This window comes from Spirosoma oryzae (genome assembly GCF_003002825.1).
Taxonomy (GTDB): domain Bacteria; phylum Bacteroidota; class Bacteroidia; order Cytophagales; family Spirosomataceae; genus Spirosoma; species Spirosoma oryzae.
The window spans coordinates 235808-260376 of record NZ_PVTE01000003.1; the positions used below are offsets into that span (position 1 = coordinate 235808).

The following is a 24569-nucleotide window of genomic DNA, read 5'->3' on the forward strand; positions in this document are numbered from 1 at the left end:
CTATTTCCCCCAAACGTCCAGCTTCCACGCGTCTGTCCACTGAACGACTGGCTGATTGGCGTCGAAGGATATGGGAAGCCACAGGTATCGGCTGTCCTTGAGGTCTTTGGGATTCCACCGATCAGCAATGAAGATGAATGCGTTTTTCTTGCCCGGCACCGGCTGGATGTAGGTCGACTGACCGTCGAAGGTTTTGTCGGCCATTGGTCCTTTCATTGGATCACCCAAAGGTTGCCACGGACCGAACAGCGAGTCGGCCACATGCAGACTGGCCCGGTTGGGTGCCCAGCCCGTGCAGCCGCTGGTGATCAGAAAGTATTTGCCATCTTTTTTGAACACGGCCGGGGCTTCGCGGTGATCACTGAAGAGTAACGTATCCTGCGAGGTAGCCGAGAGGTAATCGTCGGTCAGTTTCACGATGCGCAGGTCGTAATTCTCGCGGGCTGAATAGATTTCGTAGGCGGAGCCGTCGTCGTCAACGAAAAGCGTCATATCACGCGACATGTGGCCGTTGGGGCGGAAGCTTTTCACGTAAGTATATGGTCCCGTCACGTTCTTGCTGACGGCCACACCGGCACGAGCCGCTTTGTAGCCCTGTCCCGGCAGTTCGAGGTGAAACCACATGACGTACTGCTTCGTACGTGGGTTGTAAATTACCTTGGGTCGCTCCATCAGTCCGTGGGTAGCGATTTCACTGGTCGTATCGGTGGATTTGGCCAGGGCCAGCCCTTCCATTTTCCAGTTGTACAGGTCTTTCGACGAATACACATTGACCCCCTCGGAGGCTGACTTGCCCCGTTTTTCGCCGAACCAGTAGTAGGTACCTTTGTCGAAGAGCAGGCCGCCCCCGTGGGCATTAATGACCTCGCCTTTTGTGTCGAGCCAGACTTCGCCCGGTTTGAAACTGGTTTGGCGTTTGGGAACGTCCTGCGCCTGAACAACCCGTAAAGTAGTCAGGCAGAGAAGCGAAGAAAACAGTAAGAACCGCATGTGATGGCAGTAAGTAGTTGATCGGTTGATTAGCAAGTGGTAGACGAATGTACGTACGATTCGCCGGGTAGGCTAACGCCCGGCATCCATGTTCATTCATGGACACCGGGCGTTGGTTAACTGGCACAAGTTATGGTAAGTACGACTTAATAGCCTGGGTTCTGCGCCAGCACAGCGTCTTTGTTGAGCTGGATTTCGTTCAGCGGAATCGGCATCAGCAGGTGTGTCGTTGTCAGGCTACGGATCGGGTTGACCGGGTTGTTGCTGTTGAGCCGGGTCGCCCGATCGACCAGCGTTTTGGTCCGCATAAGCGTCATCCGCCGGTTTTCTTCGCCAATCAGTTCGCGGGCGCGTTCGTCCAGAATAAAGTCCAGGGTGATGTCAGCCGACGATACCTGCCCGGTGGTCGGGTAGTTCGCGAAGGAACGTTGCCGCAGGGCGTTGATGCTATTGGCGGCATCGCTCAGTTTGCCCTGCCTGAACTGCGCTTCCGCCAGCAGCAGATAGGTTTCGCCCAGCCGCATCAGTATGAAATCTTTAATCATCGCAAAGCCAAACGCATCGGCAGGATTGTACTGATACCACTTGGTCGTATGCGGAGCAATGCTGAACAGCGTGTCGGTACCCGTGTATGGCACCACTTTACCGAAGGTCGCTGGTTTGCTGGGGTCGTTATACACAAACCGGCGACGGATATTGTACTGCGAGTTGCGAATGTCGCCCGATCCGTACAGCCCGTACAGCACCCAGTTGCTGAGCCGCAGCCGGCCGATACCGCGTCCGCCCGTCGAATCCGACAGCGACATACCCGAGATGTTGTAATAAGCAGGTCCCCATACCCGACGCTGCTGCGGGTTGTTGGTAATCCCCCCTACGACGGTGTTGGGGTTCTCCTGTTCCAGCACCCAGATGGCTTCGGTGTTACCCTGCGCCCGGCGCTGATTACCGTAGATAAACATATCGTGGTAGAAGTCACCCGGTTGGCTGGTGCCAACACCGTACCGCTTCTTAATCAGGCTAAATCGGCCACTGCTGACGATACCCTGCAATTGAGTCTCGGCCAGGTCGGGCTTTCCCATTCGCAGATACGCTTCGCCCAGCAATTGCATAGCCATGAACTTGTTGGCCCGGCCGTACAGTTTGGCACCACCCGCATTGGCCCGCACGCTTTCGATATCCGGCAGGTTCGCCACGGCGAATGTCAGGTCGTCGACAATCAATTTGTTGACATCGTCCAGCGTAGCCCGTACGAAATCGGTTTTGGGTGCGGTCAGCGCCTGCGTCAGAATCGGAACACCGCCGAAGCAGGTCGCCAAATTGTTGTATGCATAAGCCCGGAAGAATTTCGCTTCGGCGCTGGCCCGTGCTTTCCCGCCGGTACTCAGCCCAGTCATGGTGGGCGAGTCCATACTGTTGATAATGATGTTGGTCAGGTTGACCAGGATATAGTTCCGGTTCCAGGTAAAGGAAGCTGCGCCATCGGTTGGTGTCAGTAGCGCGTAGTTGTAGTACGGAATCTCAATCCCTTGCTGGTTGGTCGTGGCATTGGCGACATCCGTACCAACCTGCCATACGCTGGGCCACCCCTGCTGATCGGAGTAGGAAAAAATCGTGCTGACATGGGTGTACAGTCCCACCAGCGACGCGTCGGTACCGAGCGAATCGTTGAGCGTAACCGGCGTATAGCTTGAATATGGCTTCTCGGCGAGGAAGTCGCTTTTGCAGGCCGACGCCAGTCCTAGCAACGCCAGCGCACCGAATTTTATGTATGCTTTCATGAATCTAAAGAGCGAAAGAGTACCGCAATGGAATTGAAAGCGCGAAAGAGTGATTCTCCTGGCCCTTTCGCGCCTGATCGTTAGCGGAGGCTGATGTTGATACCACCTACGAACGAGCGCGTAAGCGGGTAGTTATTGGTCCAGTCGCCACTACCGCGCGGGGCCTGAGCCGCTTCGGGGTCCCAGCCGATCCAGTTGGAGAACGTATAGAGATTCCGACCACTGACGTACACAGTCACGCTACCCAGGCCCAGCCGGTTCAGCAGTGGCTGACCAAATACATAACTAAGCGTAACGTCTTTGATGCGGGTGAAGCTGGCATCCGACGCGTAACCGTAGCCGCGTGGGTTGTTATACGCCAGCGACGGCCGGGTCTGACTCATGTTATCGGGCGTCCAGTAACCAACCACCTGTGGCGTGTTGCGCCGGCCGCTTTCGTCGCCGTAGCTCAGGTCGTTATTGTTCCGGGTGATTCCCTGTACTGTCTGGACAAACACGTTCAGGTTGAAGTTACCAAAGTGGAACGTGTTGGTCAGGCCACCCTGCCACTTGGGTGCCGTCTGCCCCAGAATAATCCGGTCGTCGGCGGTGATTTTGCCATCGTTGTTGGTGTCGGCAAATTTCAGGTCACCGGCTTTTGCACCGGGGTCCTGCGACGATGCGTCTTCGCCCCGTTGCCAGACACCCGTCATCTGGTAGTCATACACGACGCCGATTGGAGAGCCGATAAACCAGCGGTTACCCAGGTCGCTTTTCCCGTCACCGTACAGGTCCAGAATGCGGTTTCGGTTCGACGAGAAGACAACGGTACTCTCCCACTTCAGCGGTCCTTTCACCACGTTACGGGTATTCAGCGTTACCTCGATACCCTTGTTAGATGTTTCGCCCAGGTTGTCGAACACACTGCCGTAGCCCGTGATGATCGGCAGGCTCCGCAGCAGCAGCAGCCCTTTCGTGTTGTTCTGGTAGACGTCGATGCTACCGTTGATGCGGTTGTTGATAAAACCGAAATCGACACCCAGGTTACGGCTGAGCGTGGTTTCCCATTGCAGGTTGGCATTACCCAGGTTACCCGCTACGGCACCGATGGTGCTTACCCCGTTGAAGGGCGACCGAACAGTGCTGCTCGTCGTGATGGTCCGGTAAACGCTGATGGCTTCGTTACCCGCCTTGCCGTATGAGAAGCGCAGTTTCAGGTTCGATACACCCCGCATATCTTTCATGAAGCCTTCGTTGCTAATATTCCAGCCGACAGCCACCGATGGGAACAGTCCGTACTTACTCGTGTTCGCGCCGAATACGGACGACCCATCCCGCCGGGCGGTCACGGTCAGTAGGTAGCGGCTGTCGTAGCTGTAGTTGATACGGCCCATCTGCGAGTTCAGTCGGTACAGATCGGCATACGAACCGCTCGTCTGCGTCGCGCCCGCGCCCAGGTTGTCGAAGCCCAGTTCATCGTTGACGAAGCCAACCGCATTGGCCCGCGACTCGCTGTAGCGTCGTTGCTGCGCACTGTACAGTCCGGTGAAATCGACGTGATGCTTACCCCAGTCTTTTGCGTACGACAGGATATTTTCGATGGTATAGCTGTTGGTCTCCGAATAGAACGTGTTGGCGGTACCCAGCAGGTCGTTGGCCGCGCGCCCGACGTAGCTTCCCGAGCGGGCCGGGATAAACGAGTAGCCCATGTTGAGCCGGTATTTCAGCCCGTTCAGTTTACCCGGCAGCTTCAGTTCGAGGTAGCCGTTCCCGTTCAGGTTGGTGTTCCGATCGACGCGCTCCGTCACCAGGCCCAGCATCGGGTTGGTATACAGCAATTCGGGGTACATCGGATAAATAGCGTACGTGCCATTGGGATTGTAGAGTTGCCCGTAGGGACTCATGGCCGTAGCAAACAGGAAGTTCGACCGGCCGCCGTCGCGATTGTTGTTGGCGATGAACAACGAGGTACCCACCGACAGGTAGTCGGTCAGATTCACGTCGAGATTCGAGCGGAAGCTGGCCCGCTTGTACTGGTAGCCTTTGATAACCCCTTTCTGATCGAGGAATTCACCCGAAACGAAATACCGTACCTTATCGGTGCCGCCCGAAATGCTCAGGTTGTGGTCCTGCAAAATACCCGTCTGCGTAGCTTCCTTGAACCAGTCGGTCGTGATACCGGCATTATAGTTCGGTAATTCGCCGAAATTCGGTACCGGGTTTACCTGCTTCTGATTCGTCTGCGACAGCCAGTCCGCATATTTCTGCGCGTATTCAGGGCCGGTACGTGGCGTCAGTACGTTGGCGAAATTTTCAACGCCGACGTAGTTGCTGTAGCGGATGGTTGGTTTGCCAGTCGTTCCGCGTTTGGTCGTGACGAGAATGACCCCGTTGGCCCCGTTGGTTCCGTAAATAGCTACCGCCGATGCATCCTTCAGAATCTCGATACTCTCGATGTCGTTGGGGTTAATGTCAGCCAGGGAGCCCCCCGTTTTACTGATCGGGATACCATCGACGACGACAAACGGACCGGAGTTGGCATTGATCGAGTTCTGGCCCCGCACCGTTACCGACGGCGCGGTTCCCGGCACCGACGACGACTGAGTAATGTTCAGGCCGGCCACTGCCCCCTGGATAGATTGCAGTACGTTGGTGACGGGCAACTGGGCCAGTCGACCCTTCGGCACCGAGGCTACCGCCCCCGTAATGTCAGACCGCTTCTGCGTTCCGTACCCGACGACGACCACCTCGTTGAGTGACTTAGCGTCACCCTGTAGTTGTACGTTTACCGTCGTCTGATTACCGATGGCCACTTCCTTCGCCTGGTAGCCAATAAAGGAGAACACCAGTACGGGGTCATTCGTACCGTCGGGAATTCGAATGGTATAGGCACCATTCGCGTCGGTGTTCGTGCCAATCGACGAGCCTTTGAGCGATACGGTAGCACCCGGCAGGGCACCTCCTTTTTCGTCGGTTACCGTCCCGGTGACAGTAATGGCGGCTGGTGCATCAGCCTCGTTACGTACGCTCCGGACCGATGCGTAGAGCGGAGCCGCAGCCGGGCTCGGCCCCTGCGCCAGAAGCCCCTGAGCAGATAGCATGACACCATATAAAAGTAGCCATTTGTGATTCATAAGCAGGTTTCGGTTCTTTCGTTTTTCAATGATTAACTTGACATCAGCCACTTGACCCAAAAATCAAATGTTTGAATAGTACAAACCTAAGGGTTGTGTTTTGAACCGGTGGGTGACGTTTTCGCCAAAAAAAGGGGCTAAATTCGCCAGATCATGTCCGGTAAAACAGGCATAACATTGGTAAATCGGTGACTCGGGCCGTTTCAAGGGGGTACACAATCAGATAATCGCTACACAGCGTCGATTGTAGCCTGTCAGCACGATACCCGGAAAGTTCAACACTACAGTTACGTAGACTATCGACACCGACGAATACCGCGTCGCCCGGCCTGAACCGATTTACGTATCGCCCCTATGTGGTTTCGCAAATACATACACTGGCTGACACTCGTCTTCGGAACAATCCTTCCCAGCCTGGCGCAGCAAAGCCCGGATCAGTTCCGCTTCGAGCACATCACCATCGACCGGGGGTTGTCACACAGCGATGCCATGTGCGTGGCGCAGGACCGCAGCGGCTTCATCTGGATTGGCACCAACAAAGGCATCAACCGTTACGACGGCTATGCATTGAAAACCTACAACCTGCCCGTCGACACGGCACGGGGCGTATCGGCCAATCGAATTCGGACGCTACACGTCGACAGTTACGGCACTTTGTGGGCCGGGGTCGAACGGGCGGGGCTGTTCTGGTACGACGCCGATACTGATCGCTTCCGCAGCATCACGAACTGGCAGTCGTACCATCCCGGCGGTACCGAATCCGGAACTGCCATTGCGACAGCAGCGCTCGATCTACTTTGGCAGACCAACGTACACGCCATTACCAGCGATCGGCGGGGGCGGTTGTGGGTAGCCACGCAACGTAACGGGGTGGTCATGCTTCAGTTTGGTCCTGGTGGCAGGCTTCTGGCAGCTAGTCGCATTCGACTGACGGGTCAGGCCGACAAGGAACCGACGATCAACAAACTTGCCCTCGACAGTGGGGGCACACTCTGGATCGGTACGCTGGGGCACGGACTCTGGCGATTCAACACAGCCACCGGTCGGCCAGCGATTCCCTTGCAGGCTGTACCCGTTCCAGCCGTTGGGGGACAGAACATCCGGGCCATCCATAGTGACCGGCAAACTGGTCTCTGGGTCGGTACCGACGATCGCGTCTACTGGGCCGCTGCGCCAAATCTCCAGTCAGTCAGCCCTCCCGCTTTTCAACCGCTCCACCGCACGTTCGCCGACGTCGAAAGTTTATTTCTCGATTCGTTTCACCGGCTCTGGGTCAGCACGCACTACGGCCTGCTACTGATGGAAGGCAAACCCCGAACGGCGGATATGCCCCCCATCGATGAAACCCAAGTCCATGCTTTTTTGCCCTCCGATGCCGATCCGTACAGCATCAACTCCGTACGGATACATGACATTCTGGAAGATCAGTTTCATAACCTGTGGCTGGCTACGTCGGCCGGGGGGCTGAATCAGCTGCGGTTACGGGCCAAGCCGTTCCAGGAGCTTCGTCAACCCATCACCGGCCCGGTGACACCGGCCAACGACTACATCAACGCTATCTGCAAAGACGACGCTGCGAACCGACTATGGATTGGCACCCGTAATGGCCTGGCCAGTTACGACCTGTCGACCCAAACCTACCACAACTACCTGATGCGGCCCGGTTTCGCCACCGCAAATGGCCTCGACGTATCGGCACTATTTCTGGCGGCTGACCATACCCTCTGGATCGGCACCCGCTACGGCGGGCTGTACACCTTTCGGCCCGGCCAGGATCGGCCCGGCCAGGATCGGCTCCCCAGGCGGCTTTCCGCTGGCAGACCGGGACTCAACTGGCGGGGCGTCAGTATCGAAAGCATCACCGAAGATCGCTTCGGGACAATCTGGGTGGCAACCTTCAATGCGGGTATGCATCGGTTTAGTCGGCAGGGTCGCTATTTGATGCATTACGATCGAACCAACAATATACTGCCTACTCATCAGCTGACCGCCCTACTCTACGATACCAGCCGAAACGTGCTTTGGGCCAGCACCCGCGACGCCGGGTTGCTCAAACTTCGCCCGCAGGCCGACTCACTACTTGTGCTCAATCAGTTTCTACACCAGCCCGGCAATCCCAATAGCCTGCTGGTCAACTACACCTGGCCCTTGCTCGATGATGGCCGGGGAAACCTATGGATCGGTACGATTGGCGGGGGGCTACACCGGCTGACGACCGGCGCGGGCGGGCAGGAACACGTTGTCCGGTATCAGCAGCGGATTCCCGAAACCGACATCGAAAGCCTGCTCGCCGACAATGCGGGTAATCTCTGGATCGGGGGCGCGGGCCTGTACAAGTTCAGCCCCAAAACGGATCAGCTGCTTCATTTCGACGTGACCGACGGGCTACAAAGCAACTCGTTCAAAGTGGGCGCGGCTTATCGCAGCACCGACGGCACGCTCTATTTCGGCGGCACCAACGGTATCACGGCCTTTCAGCCCCGATCGATTCATCCCAACCCCTATCCGCCACTGGTTCAGATTACGGGCCTTCGTGTCCAGAATCAATCGGTAGCACCCGGCGACACGGTCAACGGGCGGGTACTCATCGCCCAGGCGTTTGCTCAGCATCCAGCGATCCGGTTGAACGCGTCGGAAAATGACTTTGCGATTGACTTCGTCGGGCTCAACTACGCCAACCCACAGAAGCAGCGGTATGCGTACCAGCTCGAAGGGTACAACGATACCTGGGTGTACCCCGCACCGGACCAGCGGGTGGCTACGTTTTCCAACCTCCCCGCCGGTGCGTATACGTTTCGGGTGAAGGCGAGCAACGACGACGGCATCTGGTCGCCGAAAGAAGCCCGTCTGACCCTCACCATCCTGCCTCCCTGGTGGCGCACCTGGTGGGCGTATCTTCTCTATGTCAGCGCCTTTCTGGGCACGCTGTGGTTCTACCGACGAACCGAACTACGTCAGCAGGCACTGCAAAACAAGCTGGCACTGGAGCAGTACAAGGCTGAAAAAGAAAAGGAGATGACCGATAGCCGACTGCGCTTCTTCACGAACGTATCCCACGAACTCCGTACCCCGCTAACGCTGATTCTGGGGCCGATGGATGAACTGGTGTCGACAGCAGGACTGCCGGGAGCACAGGTGCGTGAACGCATCCTGTTGATGCAGCAGCAAACCCGGAAACTCCTCGATCTCGTCAATCAGTTGCTGGATTTCCGCAAGGCTGAAACCGGTCACATCACTCTGCGCGCTTCCCGCGACAACGTGATCCCGTTCCTGACCGAGATCGTCCTGATCTTTAAACTGAAAGCCGAAGAACTACGGCTTGACTACGCGCTACATGCGCCTGCCGAACCCATATGGCTGTATTTCGATCGGAGCAAACTCGAAATCATGCTGACCAACCTGCTGTCGAACGCATTTAAATACACACCGGAAGGAAGTCGGATTCGGGTAACAGTAGCCTGTGTCGGTTCGCCTGACAGTCCGGCGACGTTTCTGAACGACGTTTTGCAGGACAATTACCTACAGATAATCGTGCGCGACTGGGGCATCGGGATGCCGGCCGATCAGGTCGATAAAGTTTTCGATCCGTATTATCAGGCATCGCATACCGAGACGCTGCGCGTAACGGGTACTGGTCTTGGCCTATCACTAGTCAAGCAATTTACGGACGCGCACCGGGGAACCGTGTCGGTCCAAAGTACCATCGGTATGGGTACTACATTCATCATGCGACTTCCCTTCGGTCACGCGCACCTCCCCCCCGATGCCATCCGCGCCGAAAAAACAGCTGATGAAACCGCTATCCCGGCAACGCTGACCGCCAGTATCCCCCTGCCAGACAATGCACCCGTTAGCTCGCCAGTCAGAGCGGCCCATGTGCTGCTGGTAGAAGACAACGACGAACTGCGGCACTATCTGACGAACCTGCTTTCCCCCGCCTTCACCGTTCATTCAGCCGTCGACGGGCTCGATGGTTGGGTCAAAACGCTCGACCTCCTGCCCGATATCGTCGTCAGTGATATCATGATGCCCCGCAGCAACGGTCTTGAGCTGTGCCGTACGATCAAGCAGCACCCTAAAACCAGCCATATTCCGGTGGTGCTGCTAACGGCGCGGGTTGCGGCCGTCCACGAGCTGGAAGGATTAGAAACCGGGGCCGATGAGTACATGGCCAAGCCGTTCAATCCACAGGTGCTATTGACCAAGCTGTCGGTCATGCTGCAAGACCGGTTCCGGCTCCGTGATTACTACCACCAGCAGATCCTGCTCGAACCCACCGACATTGTCATTCCGGATGCGGAACGGCAGCTACTCGAAAAGGCCATGCAGATCGTCGAAGCCAACCTCAGCGACCCCAACTTTTCCGTAGCAGTACTGGTACGGGAAATGGGCATGAGTCAGTCTGTACTCTACCGGCATATCAAAGCGATTACGGGACAAACGGTGATTGAGTTTATCCGGGACGTGCGGATGAAACACGCGGCACAGCTGCTAACATCCAGTTCGCTCCGAATCAGCGAAGTAGCGCAACTGGTGGGATTTGAGGATGTCAAATACTTCCGAAAAGCCTTCCAGCACTTGTTTAAACTGTCGCCCTCAGACTACGCCAAGCAGCACCGCCCATCAGCCGTCGACTCCGGCGAATAAGGCATCCGGCAACAGTGATTCTCGACCACAGTTGCGCGCAGACATAGGTTGTATTTGACAGGATTGGCGGATTGACAGGTTTTTAAACTATTCGGCAAAATCCTGTCAATCCTGTAATCCTGTCCGAAAAAGAAGCGGCTAACTACTCCCAATCGATGCTGAAGACGGTCCAGCCGTCGGATTTGGTCTTCAGGGAGAACGTAAAGCCGTGATTCAGCAGAATGTCGCGGACAACCATCAGGCCAATGCCCTGCCCGGTCGCTTTTGTACTTAGGAACGGGTCGAATAAGCGGTTCGCCAGTTCGGCCGGAATGGGTTGCCCATTGTTACGGACCTGAAGGCGACGCGGGTCCAGTTGGATTTGCACCTGATGACCAGCCGCACAGGCTTCCAGGGCGTTCTTGACAATGTTGACCAATGTCTGCTCCAACTGCGCCACGTCGGCCGACAACCAAACGGGTTGGTCGGGCACATCGACGGAGACCGCTACGCACAGTTTCAACGCTGGTGGTCCCATCAACTGACCCACCTGCTGTACGACATCCCGCAAATCGACCCGCGTTCGGACGGGCGGGGGAATACGCACCACGTCGGCAAACCGGCGCATGAACCCGTTCAGCCGGTCGTTGCGATCGATCGCGACGCGCATGGCTCGCTGCGAATCAGGGTCGGGCAGTTCCGGCGTCAGCGTCTGCATGATGGAATTGACCGCGCCAATGGAATTGTTGACCTCGTGGGCCATCATCCGGATTACCTTACCGTAGGCGTTCTTCTCCGTAGTAATCAGTTCGGCCGTCAGTTCTTCGATCAGCAGAAACTGCCGCGCGAAGCCCCGATCCATAAACGTCGCCCGTAGCACCCGGTACCGCTCGATACCGGTCTGTTGCACCAGTTGGGGCTGTTCAGGCGGCAGGCTCATAAACTGACTCAGCAGCGGATGGGCTACCTCGTCGGGCAGTTGATTAAGCAACGCGTCGAGCGGTCGCCGTAGCAGGGTAATGGCTTTGGGATTGGCGGATGTGATGCGGCCGTCGTAGTCGAAAATCAGCAGGGCGATGGGCGACGCGTCGATCAGTTTATCGAGAAACGACTGTTGTTCAGCCTGATGCGTCCGTTCCTGCCGGAGCTGGTCGATCATCAGGTTGTAGACCCGAATCAGCTCGTCGACGTCCCGATTACCCGTCGGCACGAACTTGATGGTAAAATCCTTGTCGCGAATGGCCTCGATACCCGACCCGATATACTGACCCGGCCGCCGAAAAGTCTGGTACATATCCGCACCCAGAAACAGCGACCCCAGCAGCACGACCTCGCTGCCGACAAGCCAGATCGACTCCGCTTTGAAGGCCGTATACGCCAGCCAGGCTAGAATCAGGTGTAAACCGATCAGGTAGAGCAGGTAACGCGTTAGAAACCTCATTCGTCGGCGGAGTAAGCGATGCCGAATTTATCCAGTCGGCGGTAAAGCGCAAAGCGGGTGATGCCCAAGGACCGGGCTACTTTACCCACCCGATTCTGGTGAAAGGCCATAGCCTGCTGAATCATCTGCTGTTCCATCTGATCGAGCGTCAGGCTCCCGACCTGCGGCAACCGCACGGCGGCTGTCGTCGGTGCAGATGGCGGGACGTATTTTTCGAAGTCGGCGACGGTCAGTTCGTTGCCGGAAACAAGCAGCGCGGTTCGCTCGACCAGATTTTTCAGTTGGCGAATATTACCCGGCAATGGTAACGTTTTCAGCCAGTCGAGAGCCTCGTCGCTGACGCGCAGATCGGGCCGGTTGTACAGTACTTTCAGGTTGTCGAGAAAAAACCGGACCAGCGTGGGAATATCGTTGGGCCGTTGGCGCAGGGCGGGTAATGGTACCGTAATCAGGTTGATCCGGTAAAACAAATCTTCCCGAAACGTCCCCTGCGCGACCATCGCTTCCAGATTGCGGTTCGTCGCGCAGATCACCCGCACGTCGACCGTTTTGGGTTTGCTGCTACCCAGCGGCTCGAACGTCCGGTCCTGCAATACGCGTAGCAGCTTGACCTGCGAGGCCGGGGCCAGATCGCCGATTTCGTCCAGAAAAATACTGCCCTTATTCGCCAGTTCGAAACGCCCGACGCGGTCGGCTTTGGCATCGGTGAAGGCTCCGCGTACGTGACCGAAGAGTTCGCTCTCGAACAGCGTTTCGGAGATGCCACCCAGATTGACCTTGACGAAGGGTTGCCGCTTTCGGCGGCTATTCTGGTGTACGGCCTCGGCAATCAGCTCTTTACCCGTACCACTTTCGCCCGTGATCAGCACCGGCGCATCAGTCGGGGCAATCCGGCCGACGGTCGTCAGCACGTCGAGCAGTTTCGGATCGTTGCCCACGATATTATCGAACTGAAACTGCTCATCGAGTTGCCGTCGGCTGACCGAGCGGGTGTCGGTTCCCGCCAGTTTGATGGCCGTTTCGGCGGCCTGTAGCAGGTAATCGTTCTGCCAGGGCTTGGTGATGAAATCGCTGGCACCGGCTTTCATCCCGTCGACGGCCAGTTCGATCGTCCCCCAGCCCGTCAGCAAAATCACCGGCACGACGGGCAACCGCTCCCGGATACGTCGCAGCAACCGTAAGCCGTCATTGCCCGAGGTGTCGATCGAGAAATTCATGTCCAGCACAATCAGCGCGGGCGTTTCCAGATCCAGCACCTCATTCGTTTCGAAGGGGCCGTCGGCTACGCGCACGCGGTACCCCGCCTTCCTGAACAATAAGGAAAGCGAGGTTTGAATGGCGGTATCGTCATCAATGATGAGAATCATACTGAGTTGGTCAAATTGATTCCCTATTACCCCCCGCCCCCTGAAGGGGGAGAAATTTGTGAGTGGATTTCTCCCCCTTCAGGGGGCGGGGGGTAAACTGGCGATTGTCAAAGTCAATTAAACTTCTAATTTTCAGTCGATTACTCTTCATGCAACGCCGTAGCGGGCTGAATCAGCGCAGCCTGCCGACTGGGGAACAGGGCGCAGAGCGTCACGATCAGGTAGATAATCAGGACAGCAATGCCCATCGCCGTCAGATACACACCCGCCTGTAGGTCGAACACATTCAGCAACGGAAACTGCACCGCCAGCAGCAGCCCGATTAGCATGGCAAAGGTAGCCAATACCCAGGTTTCACCCACAAACTGGGTCGACACCCCGCTGCCGGTAGCCCCGATAGCCCGACGCAAGCCGATCTCACTCCGACGCCGGGTGATGCTCAGGTTGAGCACCCCGAATAGCCCCAGCGCGACGTTGATGAGCAGAAAGCCGCAGACGATCGACGCGATGATGATCGGCACCAGCACCAGGTTGTGCTGGTTCTTGCGCGAGTCGGTCAGGTAATCGACTTCGACACCCCAACCCGGTAGCTGCGACGCGATAGCTTTAACCATCGTTGACTCAAAGGCGGCATCGGTTCCGGGCTTGACCCGAACCAGTATCGTGTTATTGGCTTTGGCTAATTCAAACAGCGCAGGCTGGTTAGCCATGAACTCGCCCTTCGCTTTGAAATTGTCGATCACCCCAACGACTTTGTACTGATCGCTGATAATCTTGCCCAGTGGATTTTCGGTCGCGAACAGTTCTTTTCTCGCCTGTTCATTGATAACGACGGGCCTGTATTTACCCACGCTATCGGCACTGCGGTACCAGTGGCCCGTAGGCACGGCGATACCCAGCGTGTTTGCAAAGTTGTCGTCCGTTGCGTAATAGTCAGCCTGTACGTCATGCTTTTTATACGTAATAGTGCTACCGTTCTGATAAGCCGAAAAGGGGAAATTATCGCCCATACTCGACGCTGATTCGACCGCCGGATATGTTCTGACGCGTTGGATAATACGCTGTAATTTACCGCCTACGTCCGTCGTATCCTGATTGTTGTGCAGTTGAACGGCCCATACGTTGGCATAGGTAAAACCCAGCGGCTCCCGGTACTTACTGACGTTAACCACAATCAGGGTAGCCAGCCCAAAGAGCACCATGAACGACGCCCAGATCTCGACGATCAGCAGCGTGTGCGCCCGCTTTTTATTCCAGATAAGTTTAAACAGATGACGGAGCATAAGATAAAAGAGTGAAAGAGTGAAAGAGTGAGAGAGCGAAAGAGCGAAAGTTACTGGCCGATACGGAGCAGGATGAACGAGTGGACAACTGATACGCTCTTTCATTCTTTCGCTCTTTCGCTCTTTATTGTTTTAGTGCGTCGGCGATAGAGAGTTTCGACATGCGCAGGGCCGGTACGACGCCCGACAGAAAGCCGAACAGCAGGCAAACCAGCAGGCTGATGATGAAGACGCTCAGGTTAATGGTTAGGTCGGCGTAGGCAATCCAGCCACTCTGATTGATGAAGTGAATGACAACCCCGGTCAGCACCAGCGCAATGACGCCACCGATAAACGTGATAAAAATGTTCTCGATGATGAATTGCCAGACCAGCGTTTTGACGGACGCCCCAAAGGCTTTTCGAATGCCGATCTCGGACGCCCGCTCCATAATCCGGCTGACGTTTACGTTTACCAGATTGATGGCGGGCAGACCCAGCAGCATAAACAGCACAAACGCAAGGACGCCGAAGAGAATCGTGCGTAGACCAGTATCTCTTGCCAGTACGGGCCGGAGAAAATTGTTGGTGTAAGTCTCCGCGTTCAATTCCAATGTGGTGTATTTGGCACCATAGTACATGATCGGCTTTGGAATCCGAGCCATTCGCTGCTGGAATTCAGCCTGAACAGCGGGAATATCGGCCCGCTTTTTAGCCAGGATAATGCTGATGTAGTTACCCCGAATGCCGCTCTCCTGGTAGTTACTTTTGGGCGTGGTGTACGGAAAATACACGTCGGCATAAGAGAAAGGCCGGGTAAACGGGCTGCCTTTGACAACGCCAATGACGCGGTAGCGTATGTTTTCAATCTCAATCGGTTTCCCAACGACCGATTCATTCCCCCGACCGAAGTACTGATTCCGCAGGTCATCGTTAATCACTACCACATAGTCACCATTGGCGATGTTCTGCTCCGTATAGGGTTTCCCGTCGATGAACGTAAAGTCCATCACCCGCCAGAAATCAGCGTCGGTGAACTTTGTATTCAGCTTGATCTTTTGCGACCCGACATACGCATTCGAACTATTGACGAAGGTGCAGATCGTCGCCCGTTCGGGCGTCTTAAGGCTTTTGACGTTATCGGTCAGAAACCGGAAACTCATAGGCCCCGAGCTTTGCCCCTGCTGCGCCGAATCCCGCAGCGCCATCTGCATGATGTACAGCGACCGGTCGCGTTTCGTTTCGGGGTAATGCGGCCCGAGCAGGTGGTCGAGAAATGAGGTCAGCACCATCAGGACGGTTAGCGTCAGGCTGATACCGAAGAGTGTAATGAAGGTATACACCGGGTGCCGCATCAGCACCTTCCAGGCAATTTTGATGTAGTTGGTTATCATAAGATTGAATGAGTGAGTGATAGAATGATTGAATGAATGCTTGCGCGCGGCTTTTCTTCTGATCACTGGCTGCCCGTCTGTTTACCCCTAAATCCCCTAAAGGGGACTTAATCCGCCAGTGAGCAAAGTCCCCTTCAGGGGATTTAGGGGTGAAACGAGCATGAAAAAGAGCACTAGATTCCTATAGCACATCCCCCGCGCCAGCCGTTTCGCTCTTTCATTCTTTCGCTCTTTCGCTCTTTAGTACTGCGTCCCCGACCATCGAGCCGTCGAATAGCCGCACGAGCCGGTGCGTTTTTTTGGCCATCGCTTCGTCGTGCGTCACCATCACGATCGTACTGCCGTCGGTGTTGAGCTGCTGGAGGATGCTCATGATCTCGTTGCCCATCACGCTGTCGAGGTTACCCGTCGGTTCATCGGCCAGTACGATGGCGGGGTTGCCGACGATGGCGCGGGCAATGGCGACGCGCTGTTTCTGGCCACCCGACAACTGCCCCGGGAAATGGGTCATGCGGTTGCTCAGGCCTACTTTTTCGAGGGCTTCTTTGGCCAGCGCCCGGCGCGACGCCCCCGCCGGATCACCTTTCCGATACAGCAGCGGAATTTCTACGTTATCGAGTACCGACAGATCGTTGATCAGGTGAAAACTCTGGAAGATGAAGCCGATCTGCTGATTCCGCAGTTGCGCCAGCTCTTTGTCGCGGTACTGCGTAACGAGTTGACCCGCAATCTCGACGGTACCTTTACTGGGTGTATCGAGCAGCCCCATCAGGTTCATCAGCGTCGACTTACCGCAGCCGCTGGGTCCCATAATCGACAGAAATTCACCGGCGGCAACGTGCAGGTTGATGGTGTTCAGGGCCAGCGTTTCGATGCTGCTGGTGCGGTACACTTTTTCGATGTTAGTCAGTTTGATCATCGGGATTGTGTCAGTTTCTGGTTGGTTTCAAAATCGTATAAGGTCAATAGCCGGATGGTATAGTGGGCCTGCCAGTAGTCGCGCAGGGCCAGAATCGCGTCGCGCCGGGCACGGTCTTTATCCTGGGTAGCAATTCCCAGGTCGGTGACGCTCAGGTCGCTGAGTTTAAAGCGGTCCTGCGCAATCTGGTAGCGGTTCTGCGCAATCTGATCGGCTTCGGCGGTGAGCGTTACCTGCTGTCGCAGCATGTCGAGCAAGGTCACCTGCGTGTAAATCTGCTGTTCCATGATCCGCTTGTTCTGCTCGACGGTCTGCACCGTCAGTTGCTGGGTTGCCAGTGCCGTTTCGGTGCGCGCTTTGGCCCGCCCCCAAGTCATGATCGGCAGGACAAACTGAATCTCGACAAACTGACGGTCCTGCGGCTGCACGTACAGATCTGTCGGGCGACTCCCCCGGTTCGACAGGCCGAAGCTGGCGTTCAGCGTGGCATTCAGGCCATTTTCTTTCCGGGCCTTTTCCAGGTCGCGGTCGGCTTCGAGCTGCTGCCGCCGAAAGGTGATCGCCGACGAGCGGTTGGCAAACGCCTGTTCCAGCGCCAGCTTTATGTCGACGGTGAACGGGTTCAGCCGATTGGGAATGGCCAGCGCCAGTGGCCGGTCGTCGCGGGAACCGACGTACGAGCGGAGTTTGAGCGCGGCTACTTCCGCCGTTTGCCGGGCCGACGCGAGGTCTTTCTGCGCGTTCAATACACTGAGTTGCAGTTGAAGCAGGTCGTTGCGGGAGATCCGGCCCAGCGTCAGTTTGTGCTGGGCTATTTTGTAGAGCGTGTCGTTGTTGGCGCGGTTGGTTTCGGCAATCTGGAGATTTACCTGCGCCACCAGCAGGTCGAAGTAGAAGCCCGTTGCATCGAGGGCGACCTGCTCCATGGCTTCGATGTACTGCTGATTGCTTTCGGCGTAACGCAGCGGCTCGGTCAGGCGGTCCCACTTCATCTGGTTGAACCGAAACAGCGGCTGACTCAGGCCGATTTCGAACGGTACGCCGTTGTAGAGCGTGTTTTTCGCCAGAAAATTGTCGAACCGCTGTATCTGCTGCTGCACGTAAATCGACCCGCCCGTCAGGGGAATGTTCTGACTTAGCGACAGGCTTAGAATCGAGTTGTTGTTCGATACGGGCTGAAAGACGATGGTACCGTCGGGCTGGATCACCTGCACGAACGAGCGGGTAAAGCTGGGCAGCGAGCCGCTCAGGCTCAGTTGGGGCCGGAAGCCCGCCATGAATGTTCGGAAGGTCCAGTAATTGGTTTTCTGAAGCGTAGCCGCCTGCTTTCCCGCCAGCGACTGCTCACGGGCCAGCGATACGATGTCGTCGAGCGTCAGCGACACGGGCTGGGCCAGCGTAGCCTGCGCGGTCAGCAGCAGGACCAGTAGCAAGGTAAAACGATGGCTCATGGGTTCGGGTCGATGGTTAGTTCCTGCACGTGTTCAAACTCGCTGAGGTCGGTCAGGATGACGCGCTCACCCGGCTGCACCCCGCTTTTCAGTTCGACCCAGTCGATGTTCGACAGCCCGACGTCGACGTCTCGCCGAATAGCTTTGGTCGGGCTGGTCAGCACCCAGACGAACTGCTGCCGCTTTCCCTTAAACGTCGGTCCGTTGGGCACCCGTACTGTCCTGGCCCGGCGGTTGGTCACGACAAACACGTCGACTTTCTGGTTGGGTCGCAGCGAGGCATGTCGGTTGTTTTCGAGGTCGATGCTGAACTGCACCGTACCGTTCTGTACGGCTGGTTTGACCTGCGTAATCTGTCCCCGCAGGTCCGTTTCGTTGACCCGCACAATGACCGTCTGCCCCGTTTTAAGCTGGTCGGCATACACGTCGGCGCAGGAACCATCGACCCGGAAGCTACCCAGATCGGCCAGTTTCGCCAGCATATCGCCTTCGTTGACGGCCGAACCGATGCGTTCGTTGACCCAGGTCAGCACCCCCGCCCGGTCGGTCAGGATGTCGGCCTGCCGGAGTTTGTGCGCCATCACCCGCAGATTGGTAGCCTCGACCTGCGCCTGTAGCTGCGACTCGCGCAGGCTGGCCCGCATCGATTGTCGGTTGTACGTCAGGCTGTTTTCGAGTTGTTTCTTTTCCAGCCGGGCGATGTTCAGTGCGTTTTCAGCCTGTACGACGTCTTCGGGCGTTTGTCCGCCGACCTGCACCAGCCGACGGGCGTGGTCGAGGTCAGCCTGTAGCTTGTTGATGTTGAGCGACTTGATCTGATCGTTGATATCCGCATCGGCCAGGTCTTTATCCAGTTTGAGCCGGAGCTGATCCATGCCGTTATGCCGGAGGGCGAGCTGATCGTTGATCTTGTCGTATTCGATCTGGGTGAGCGACTTGTCGAGTTCGAGAATCGGCTGCCCCGCCCGGACGCGGGTGCCGGGGGTCAGCAGCACCCGTTTGATACTGGCCTGAATCGGGCTGGTGATGATCTGTTCGTAGGCAGGCATCACTTCTCCCGTCGCCGACAGCGTATTCTCGACCGGCCCGATTTCCGCTACCGCCGAGCGAATTTTACCGGCGTCGACCGACGTATTTAGTAACTGCCGGAAGCCGATGCCGACGGCCAGCAGCACGGCCAGGACGACCACGATCAGCCCCGTTTTCTTTCGGCGGGATTGACTTACGTATTCAGGGGCTAGTTCACGATCCATCTTTGTGCGTTTTCCCTATTACTACGCCAAAGACGGTGCCAGCCAATAACTGATTATTTATCAATCAGTTAACTAAAAGACAACTAGTTCAACCTGTGCGAAATCGCACAAACTGTGCGCTGTTATACTACGAATCGTTGCGATTTTCTGTCATTCCTAGTCTATGAGGGATGGTCTGGGACGCCAGCCCGGCCTTCGTGGTCCGACCTAGATTTGACGGTGGTGTCAGGTCCCTGACCTGACACATTCCCGGGCGAAGCGGCTTGCTGACGCGGGCGTGTCAGGTCGGGCCGGGCTGGCGTTCCAGACCTGACACCACTGAAATTCGGATCAGCCATCTACCTGCCAATGCGAACGGTAAATCCTGTTCATCCTGTAATCCTGTCTAAAAAAATACGCCGATGTTTGCGGGATGAAACACGCGTTTTTGGTTTTCCTGCTGATTCTGTCGGGTCTTACCCACGCGCAGGTCCTGCGCAAACGAACAGTGAAGCTGATGGGGAGCCGATGGGACATCACTATCGTCGCCAACGACTCGCTAACCGCCGAACAACATATCGACACTGTGATTACGGAAGTTACCCGCATCGAAAACCTGATCTCCGACTGGCGATCGTACACGCAGATAGCGAAGGTCAACCAAAATGCGGGGATCGCGCCGGTACGGGTCGATGCGGAAGTAATGGCCCTTACCGAACGCGCCATCCGCTTGTCTCGCCTGACCAACGGCGCGTTCGACATCAGCTTTGCCGCGATGGACCGCATCTGGAAATTCGACGGCTCGATGACCGAAATGCCCAGCCCGGAAGCCATCAAAAATTCAGTGCGCAACGTGGGCTACCAGAACATCGTCCTCGACAAAGCGAAATCGACCATTTTCCTGAAAAAGAAAGGGATGAAGATCGGCTTCGGCGCACTAGGAGAAGGGTATGCCGCCGACCGCTGCCGCCAGCTGATGCTGGCACGGGGCGTTAAGGCGGGCATCGTCAATGGGTCGGGGGATATGAGTACGTGGGGGAATCAGCCGGACGGTACACCCTGGACTATCGGCATCACCAACCCACTCCACCGGGACACCTTATTTGCCGTCGTGCCGCTGCGCAAACCCGCCGTCGTGACTTCCGGCAGTTACGAAAAATTTGTCGTCTTCAACGGTCGGCGCTACGCCCACATCATCAACCCAAAAACGGGCTATCCGGCCACGGGTGTCAGTAGTGTCACAGTGTTCGGCCCCAGCGCCGAACGGGCCAACGGATTCAGTACGTCGATGATGGTGCTGGGTAAGGCCACCGGGCTGAAGCTGATCCGCCAGCAGCCCGACTACCAGTACATCCTTATCACCGACACGGGCGACGTCATCGCATCCCCCAGTTTGACGATCAAGCAACGCCGACTGTCGATTTAGTAGCTAACGTTATCCCCCGCCCCCTAAGAGGGTGTTTGAGGAAGGATTTTTGTCATTCCGACGTAGGAGGAATCTTCGGTAACGGGCGGTTTTGTTTGCTTTCACCGAAGATTCCTCCTACGTCGGAATGACAAAAAATGCGATTTTTCGCCCCAAAAATTATTTCCCAAACAACCTCTGGAGGAAGAGAAAATCGCGCGCCAACATCTTCCCCTTCAGGCCGGGCCGACGCTTCGGGGCGGGGGTAACGCTAGCCCGGTATTGGCGATCCTGCCCTGGCGCACTTACTTCTTCACGGGCTTTACCAGCCTGACCAGTTTGTCGATGACGAAGCCGAGCGCGAGACCGGCAATGGCACAGGCCAGCGCCTTGGCGAACCAAGCGACCGCCGGCATATTGGCTAAACCGTGCTCCAGCTCGTGCAGCAGATGTGCCGTGAACGGTATGCCGTGGGCAATGATTTCGGCCCCGACCCACAGCATGGCAGCCGTACCGACGTACCCCAGCAGCGTCAGGAAGTACGGCATGAATTTGACGATGCCGCGCCCCAGTTTCTGAATACCCGGCGAGTATTTGTCGCTGGCCAGGTGTACACCCAAATCGTCCGCTTTGACAATCATGCCAACGAATCCGTATACGGCCACGGTAATGAACACAGCCACAGCCAGCAACACCAGCCCCTGATTGACGATCGGTTGATCGGTCACTTGGCTGTAGGCGACGGCCATGATCTCGGCCGACAGAATGATGTCCGTGCGGACGGCACTAGCCACGCGTTGTTCCTCCAGTTCCTGGGGCGTAACCGCTTCTACCGGCTTGTCCTCGGCCTCGCCATGCTGATGCTGGCTGAGAATGGAATGCACTTTTTCGTACCCTTCGTAGCACAGATAAGCTCCCCCGACCATCAGGATGGGCGTGATGGCCCAAGGCGCGAAATACCCGAGTATCAGAGCCGCCGGCCCCAGGATGAGAATTTTGTTGACCAGCGATTTTTTGGCGATCCGATAAATGATCGAGAGTTCGCGGGATGGATCGAGACCCACCACGTACTTGGGCGTGACCGCCGTATCGTCGATCACGATACCCGACACTTTGCCGGTGGTCTTGGCAACCTGGGTGGGTACGTCGTCCAGGCTGGCGGCACTGGCTTTAACCAGGGCTGAAATATCATCTAGTAAGGCAAAAAATCCTGATGGCATAGTGTGCGTTCGCTACTTCTGCGTGCAGTATAGCGGAAGGTGTTCAAAACTGTACCGTTTTCTCTTTAATTTGTTTATCCGAATCGAGGTCATATTTTCGTCAAAGCCGCTTCCTGCCTTGACGTCAGTCGATTTACAACCCGAACTCGACCAGAAATGGTGCGGCTATTGGTAGCACAAACTTCGCCAGCCTGACTAGCAACTGACCGTTCTGGAAGCATCAATGCCCGCGTTGGGCTGTTTGTCATACGGGTATACATGACAAAGTAGGCTAGCGTTGGGGCTTCAATAGAGGATGCGTACAGGCTTACGTTGGGTGAACATACAAGTAGTGCTTGCGGGGTGAGTTCCGTGCGCCAATTTGACTACCCCGGTTAAACAGGTTTAGTATCTCCATTTCCGGGTTTCGGCTAACAGCTTGAACACACCGTTGGGGAGGCTTAGGTTTGTAAGGGTGCGTCTCTGCGACAGGCCAGCCGCCTTAACAGGCAAGGCTTGAAATAGATCCAGCAATACAAATACGCACTTCGTATTGAAAATGCGGCAATCAGCGAGTTAGCAAAAATACCTAAAAAACGACTGTAAATAGATGGACAACAAAATATTATTTGAAGTTTTCAAATACTTAGCGATATTTTTCGTTTCTGTTTTCCTGCCTAAAAAAATAATATATCTAATTAGGAGCGTTTTATTTTACTACTCTAAAAATTTACTAAAATATTGGCACATTATTATTGTAGAAATCACTTTACTATATTACCTACACCTAAAAAAGAATGAATTACTGTTTCAAGATTACAATAATATAAAAACTTATTTTTTAATTTTTATAATTTCGACCTTTATAATTAATTTACTTTGTTTATTAAGAACTTTATTTTCAAAATCAAAAGTGTTCTTTTCGATTTACCCTTCATTTACAATTAAGGAAAATGAATTTATAGTCAATGATATACAATCAGAAAAAATAAATGATATTATTGAAACAAAAATAAAACTTTTGAAATCAAAATTTTTTATATTTAGAAACGATATATTTAAAGTAGAATTAGTAACAGTCCCAGAATTTATTCCAATTATTCTTGGAATAAAAGGATTTTTAAAATATATAGTGAAAAAATTAAATACCCAAAATCCAATTTCACTTTACATTCAAAAGGACTTGTTAGACAGCACTTTAGATACTCAATTCTTTTTTGACAACAAACAATTTATAAACACTTCGGGTTATTTAGAGATAAAAAGAATTACAAATAAAATTTGCAGAGACAAAGATAAAAGTATTGATGAAAAAAATAGAATCAATACTTTTTGTGTATTTATTCGTCAATAGTCAGTCATTTTTAGATATGACGTTAGATTTTAAATCTTACGAAGAGACTTTCCATATATTAAATGACTTAGATGAACAACTACCATTACTTAAATATGATTTAAATTCTTATAAAATAGATGAAACAGAATTAAACAACTTTATTAATACTTGGAAAGGAATGATTTTCAGATACTTTTCAATTGTTTATTTAGAAAAAAATGAAATCGAAAAAGCAATTGATTATATTTTTAAAGCAAATGAAATTAATCCACATTATCCACAATCTGAATATAGTAGAGCAAAACAGCAATATGTAAATACTTATATGTTAGAATTATTACCTAAACTAAATGAAACTACTGAAATACTTGACATTGAAACGGACAAAAAAGAAATTGAGAATCTGATAATAAATATTCAAAATAAACTTGAATTCGAATCTTCTACACACAATTACCAAATCCTAATAGAATTAGTTAACAGAAATATTGACAATAAATTAGTCTTGTCTGATATTGAAAATATCTTAGAGAAAACATTAGAAAATAATAATAATGTTTTTAGCCTAATATTCATAGCAGAAGTATACAAGCATTTACCATTAGGAGAAGAAATGGAGAATAGTATTTATGTTAATAGAATTCCAAAAGTTGTAGAAATTTTACAAAAGGCAATTTCTTTAGACATAGACTTCGAATTACTTCACTTAAGAATTGGATCACTTTTATTGATTTATGGTTTTCACACCTCTGAAATAGAAACCGAAAATGCGATAAAATACATGAAAAAGTATGTTTACGTTTATGGTAAATTTGGACTAAAATGAATACTTCTACTAATGACAGGATGCTAGCCGGGTGTGCAAGGTGGACAGCCCAGCTGGCCACATGTGTAAAGTCTCGTTCCTCGCCATCAACACATGTGGTCGTTGGGTGACGAGCAAGTCCAGCATTCCGGCGACAGGCCGCGCGTCTCGCAGGGTAGCATTTGGGCTTGCATTTCGGGTCCCGGTCGACAGGCGGCAATCCGCAAAGGTTAGGTTTTGGGGTCTCCATTT

15 protein-coding genes are annotated in these 24569 nt (G+C 54.3%); 4 read left to right on the forward strand and 11 right to left on the reverse strand.

The features are described from left to right. The 3 genes from CLV58_RS04770 to CLV58_RS04780 all read right to left on the reverse strand — a co-directional run bounded on the left by CLV58_RS04770 (nt 1) and on the right by CLV58_RS04780 (nt 5881). On the reverse strand, nt 1–990 hold the full coding sequence (locus CLV58_RS04770; protein ID WP_106136632.1) for a glycoside hydrolase family 43 protein: 990 nt from the start codon (nt 988–990) through the stop codon (nt 1–3). A gap of 146 nt (nt 991–1136) precedes the next feature. Continuing rightward, nucleotides 1137–2768, reverse strand: a complete 1632-nt coding sequence (locus CLV58_RS04775) for a RagB/SusD family nutrient uptake outer membrane protein (RefSeq protein WP_106136633.1) — start codon at nt 2766–2768, stop codon at nt 1137–1139. 80 nt (nt 2769–2848) lie between these two features. Continuing rightward, nucleotides 2849–5881 (reverse strand): SusC/RagA family TonB-linked outer membrane protein, encoded by a 3033-nt coding sequence (locus CLV58_RS04780; RefSeq protein ID WP_106136736.1) that lies wholly within the window; start codon nt 5879–5881, stop codon nt 2849–2851. Between the two features lie 354 nt (nt 5882–6235). On the opposite strand from CLV58_RS04780, the gene CLV58_RS04785 reads away from it, so the two are divergent. Beyond that, nucleotides 6236–10528, forward strand: a complete 4293-nt coding sequence (locus tag CLV58_RS04785) for a hybrid sensor histidine kinase/response regulator transcription factor (protein WP_106136634.1) — start codon at nt 6236–6238, stop codon at nt 10526–10528. 142 nt (nt 10529–10670) lie between these two features. On the opposite strand, the gene CLV58_RS04790 is transcribed toward CLV58_RS04785, so the two are convergent. The 7 genes from CLV58_RS04790 to CLV58_RS04820 all read right to left on the reverse strand — a co-directional run bounded on the left by CLV58_RS04790 (nt 10671) and on the right by CLV58_RS04820 (nt 19593). Next, nucleotides 10671–11948, reverse strand: coding sequence for a sensor histidine kinase (locus tag CLV58_RS04790; RefSeq protein WP_106136635.1), 1278 nt, complete (start codon nt 11946–11948; stop codon nt 10671–10673). Further along, nucleotides 11945–13315 (reverse strand): sigma-54-dependent transcriptional regulator, encoded by a 1371-nt coding sequence (locus tag CLV58_RS04795; RefSeq protein WP_106136636.1) that lies wholly within the window; start codon nt 13313–13315, stop codon nt 11945–11947. The genes CLV58_RS04790 and CLV58_RS04795 overlap by 4 nt, the downstream gene beginning before the upstream one ends. Nucleotides 13316–13455: 140 nt before the next feature. Then, nucleotides 13456–14598 carry an ABC transporter permease gene (locus CLV58_RS04800; RefSeq protein WP_106136637.1) on the reverse strand — a complete coding sequence of 381 codons (1143 nt, stop codon included), beginning with the start codon at nt 14596–14598 and terminating at the stop codon, nt 13456–13458. A 124-nt stretch (nt 14599–14722) separates the two neighbouring features. Next, nucleotides 14723–15970 carry an ABC transporter permease gene (locus tag CLV58_RS04805; RefSeq protein ID WP_106136638.1) on the reverse strand — a complete coding sequence of 416 codons (1248 nt, stop codon included), beginning with the start codon at nt 15968–15970 and terminating at the stop codon, nt 14723–14725. Between the two features lie 217 nt (nt 15971–16187). Beyond that, a complete protein-coding gene (locus tag CLV58_RS04810) occupies nt 16188–16889 on the reverse strand; it encodes an ABC transporter ATP-binding protein (RefSeq protein ID WP_106136639.1) in 702 nt (233 codons plus the stop codon). Then, nucleotides 16886–18340 (reverse strand): TolC family protein, encoded by a 1455-nt coding sequence (locus CLV58_RS04815; protein ID WP_106136640.1) that lies wholly within the window; start codon nt 18338–18340, stop codon nt 16886–16888. Before CLV58_RS04815 ends, CLV58_RS04810 begins: the two co-directional genes overlap by 4 nt. Continuing rightward, on the reverse strand, nt 18337–19593 hold the full coding sequence (locus CLV58_RS04820) for an efflux RND transporter periplasmic adaptor subunit (protein WP_106136641.1): 1257 nt from the start codon (nt 19591–19593) through the stop codon (nt 18337–18339). Before CLV58_RS04820 ends, CLV58_RS04815 begins: the two co-directional genes overlap by 4 nt. 412 nt (nt 19594–20005) lie before the next feature. Here CLV58_RS04820 and CLV58_RS04825 point away from each other — a divergent pair, with 412 nt between their 5' ends. Further along, nucleotides 20006–20998 carry an FAD:protein FMN transferase gene (locus CLV58_RS04825; protein ID WP_106136642.1) on the forward strand — a complete coding sequence of 331 codons (993 nt, stop codon included), beginning with the start codon at nt 20006–20008 and terminating at the stop codon, nt 20996–20998. Between the two features lie 284 nt (nt 20999–21282). Here CLV58_RS04825 and CLV58_RS04830 read toward each other — a convergent pair whose 3' ends face one another. After that, the gene (locus tag CLV58_RS04830) at nt 21283–22197 is read right to left on the reverse strand and encodes a DUF808 domain-containing protein (RefSeq protein WP_106136643.1); all 915 of its coding nucleotides are present in this window, start codon (nt 22195–22197) and stop codon (nt 21283–21285) included. A gap of 589 nt (nt 22198–22786) precedes the next feature. On the opposite strand from CLV58_RS04830, the gene CLV58_RS04835 reads away from it, so the two are divergent. Both CLV58_RS04835 and CLV58_RS04840 read left to right on the forward strand, forming a co-directional pair. After that, complete coding sequence (locus CLV58_RS04835) at nt 22787–23530, forward strand: hypothetical protein (protein ID WP_106136644.1); 744 nt, start codon at nt 22787–22789, stop codon at nt 23528–23530. Next, complete coding sequence (locus CLV58_RS04840) at nt 23484–24338, forward strand: hypothetical protein (RefSeq protein WP_170108644.1); 855 nt, start codon at nt 23484–23486, stop codon at nt 24336–24338. Before CLV58_RS04835 ends, CLV58_RS04840 begins: the two co-directional genes overlap by 47 nt. Nucleotides 24339–24569: the final 231 nt, after the last annotated feature.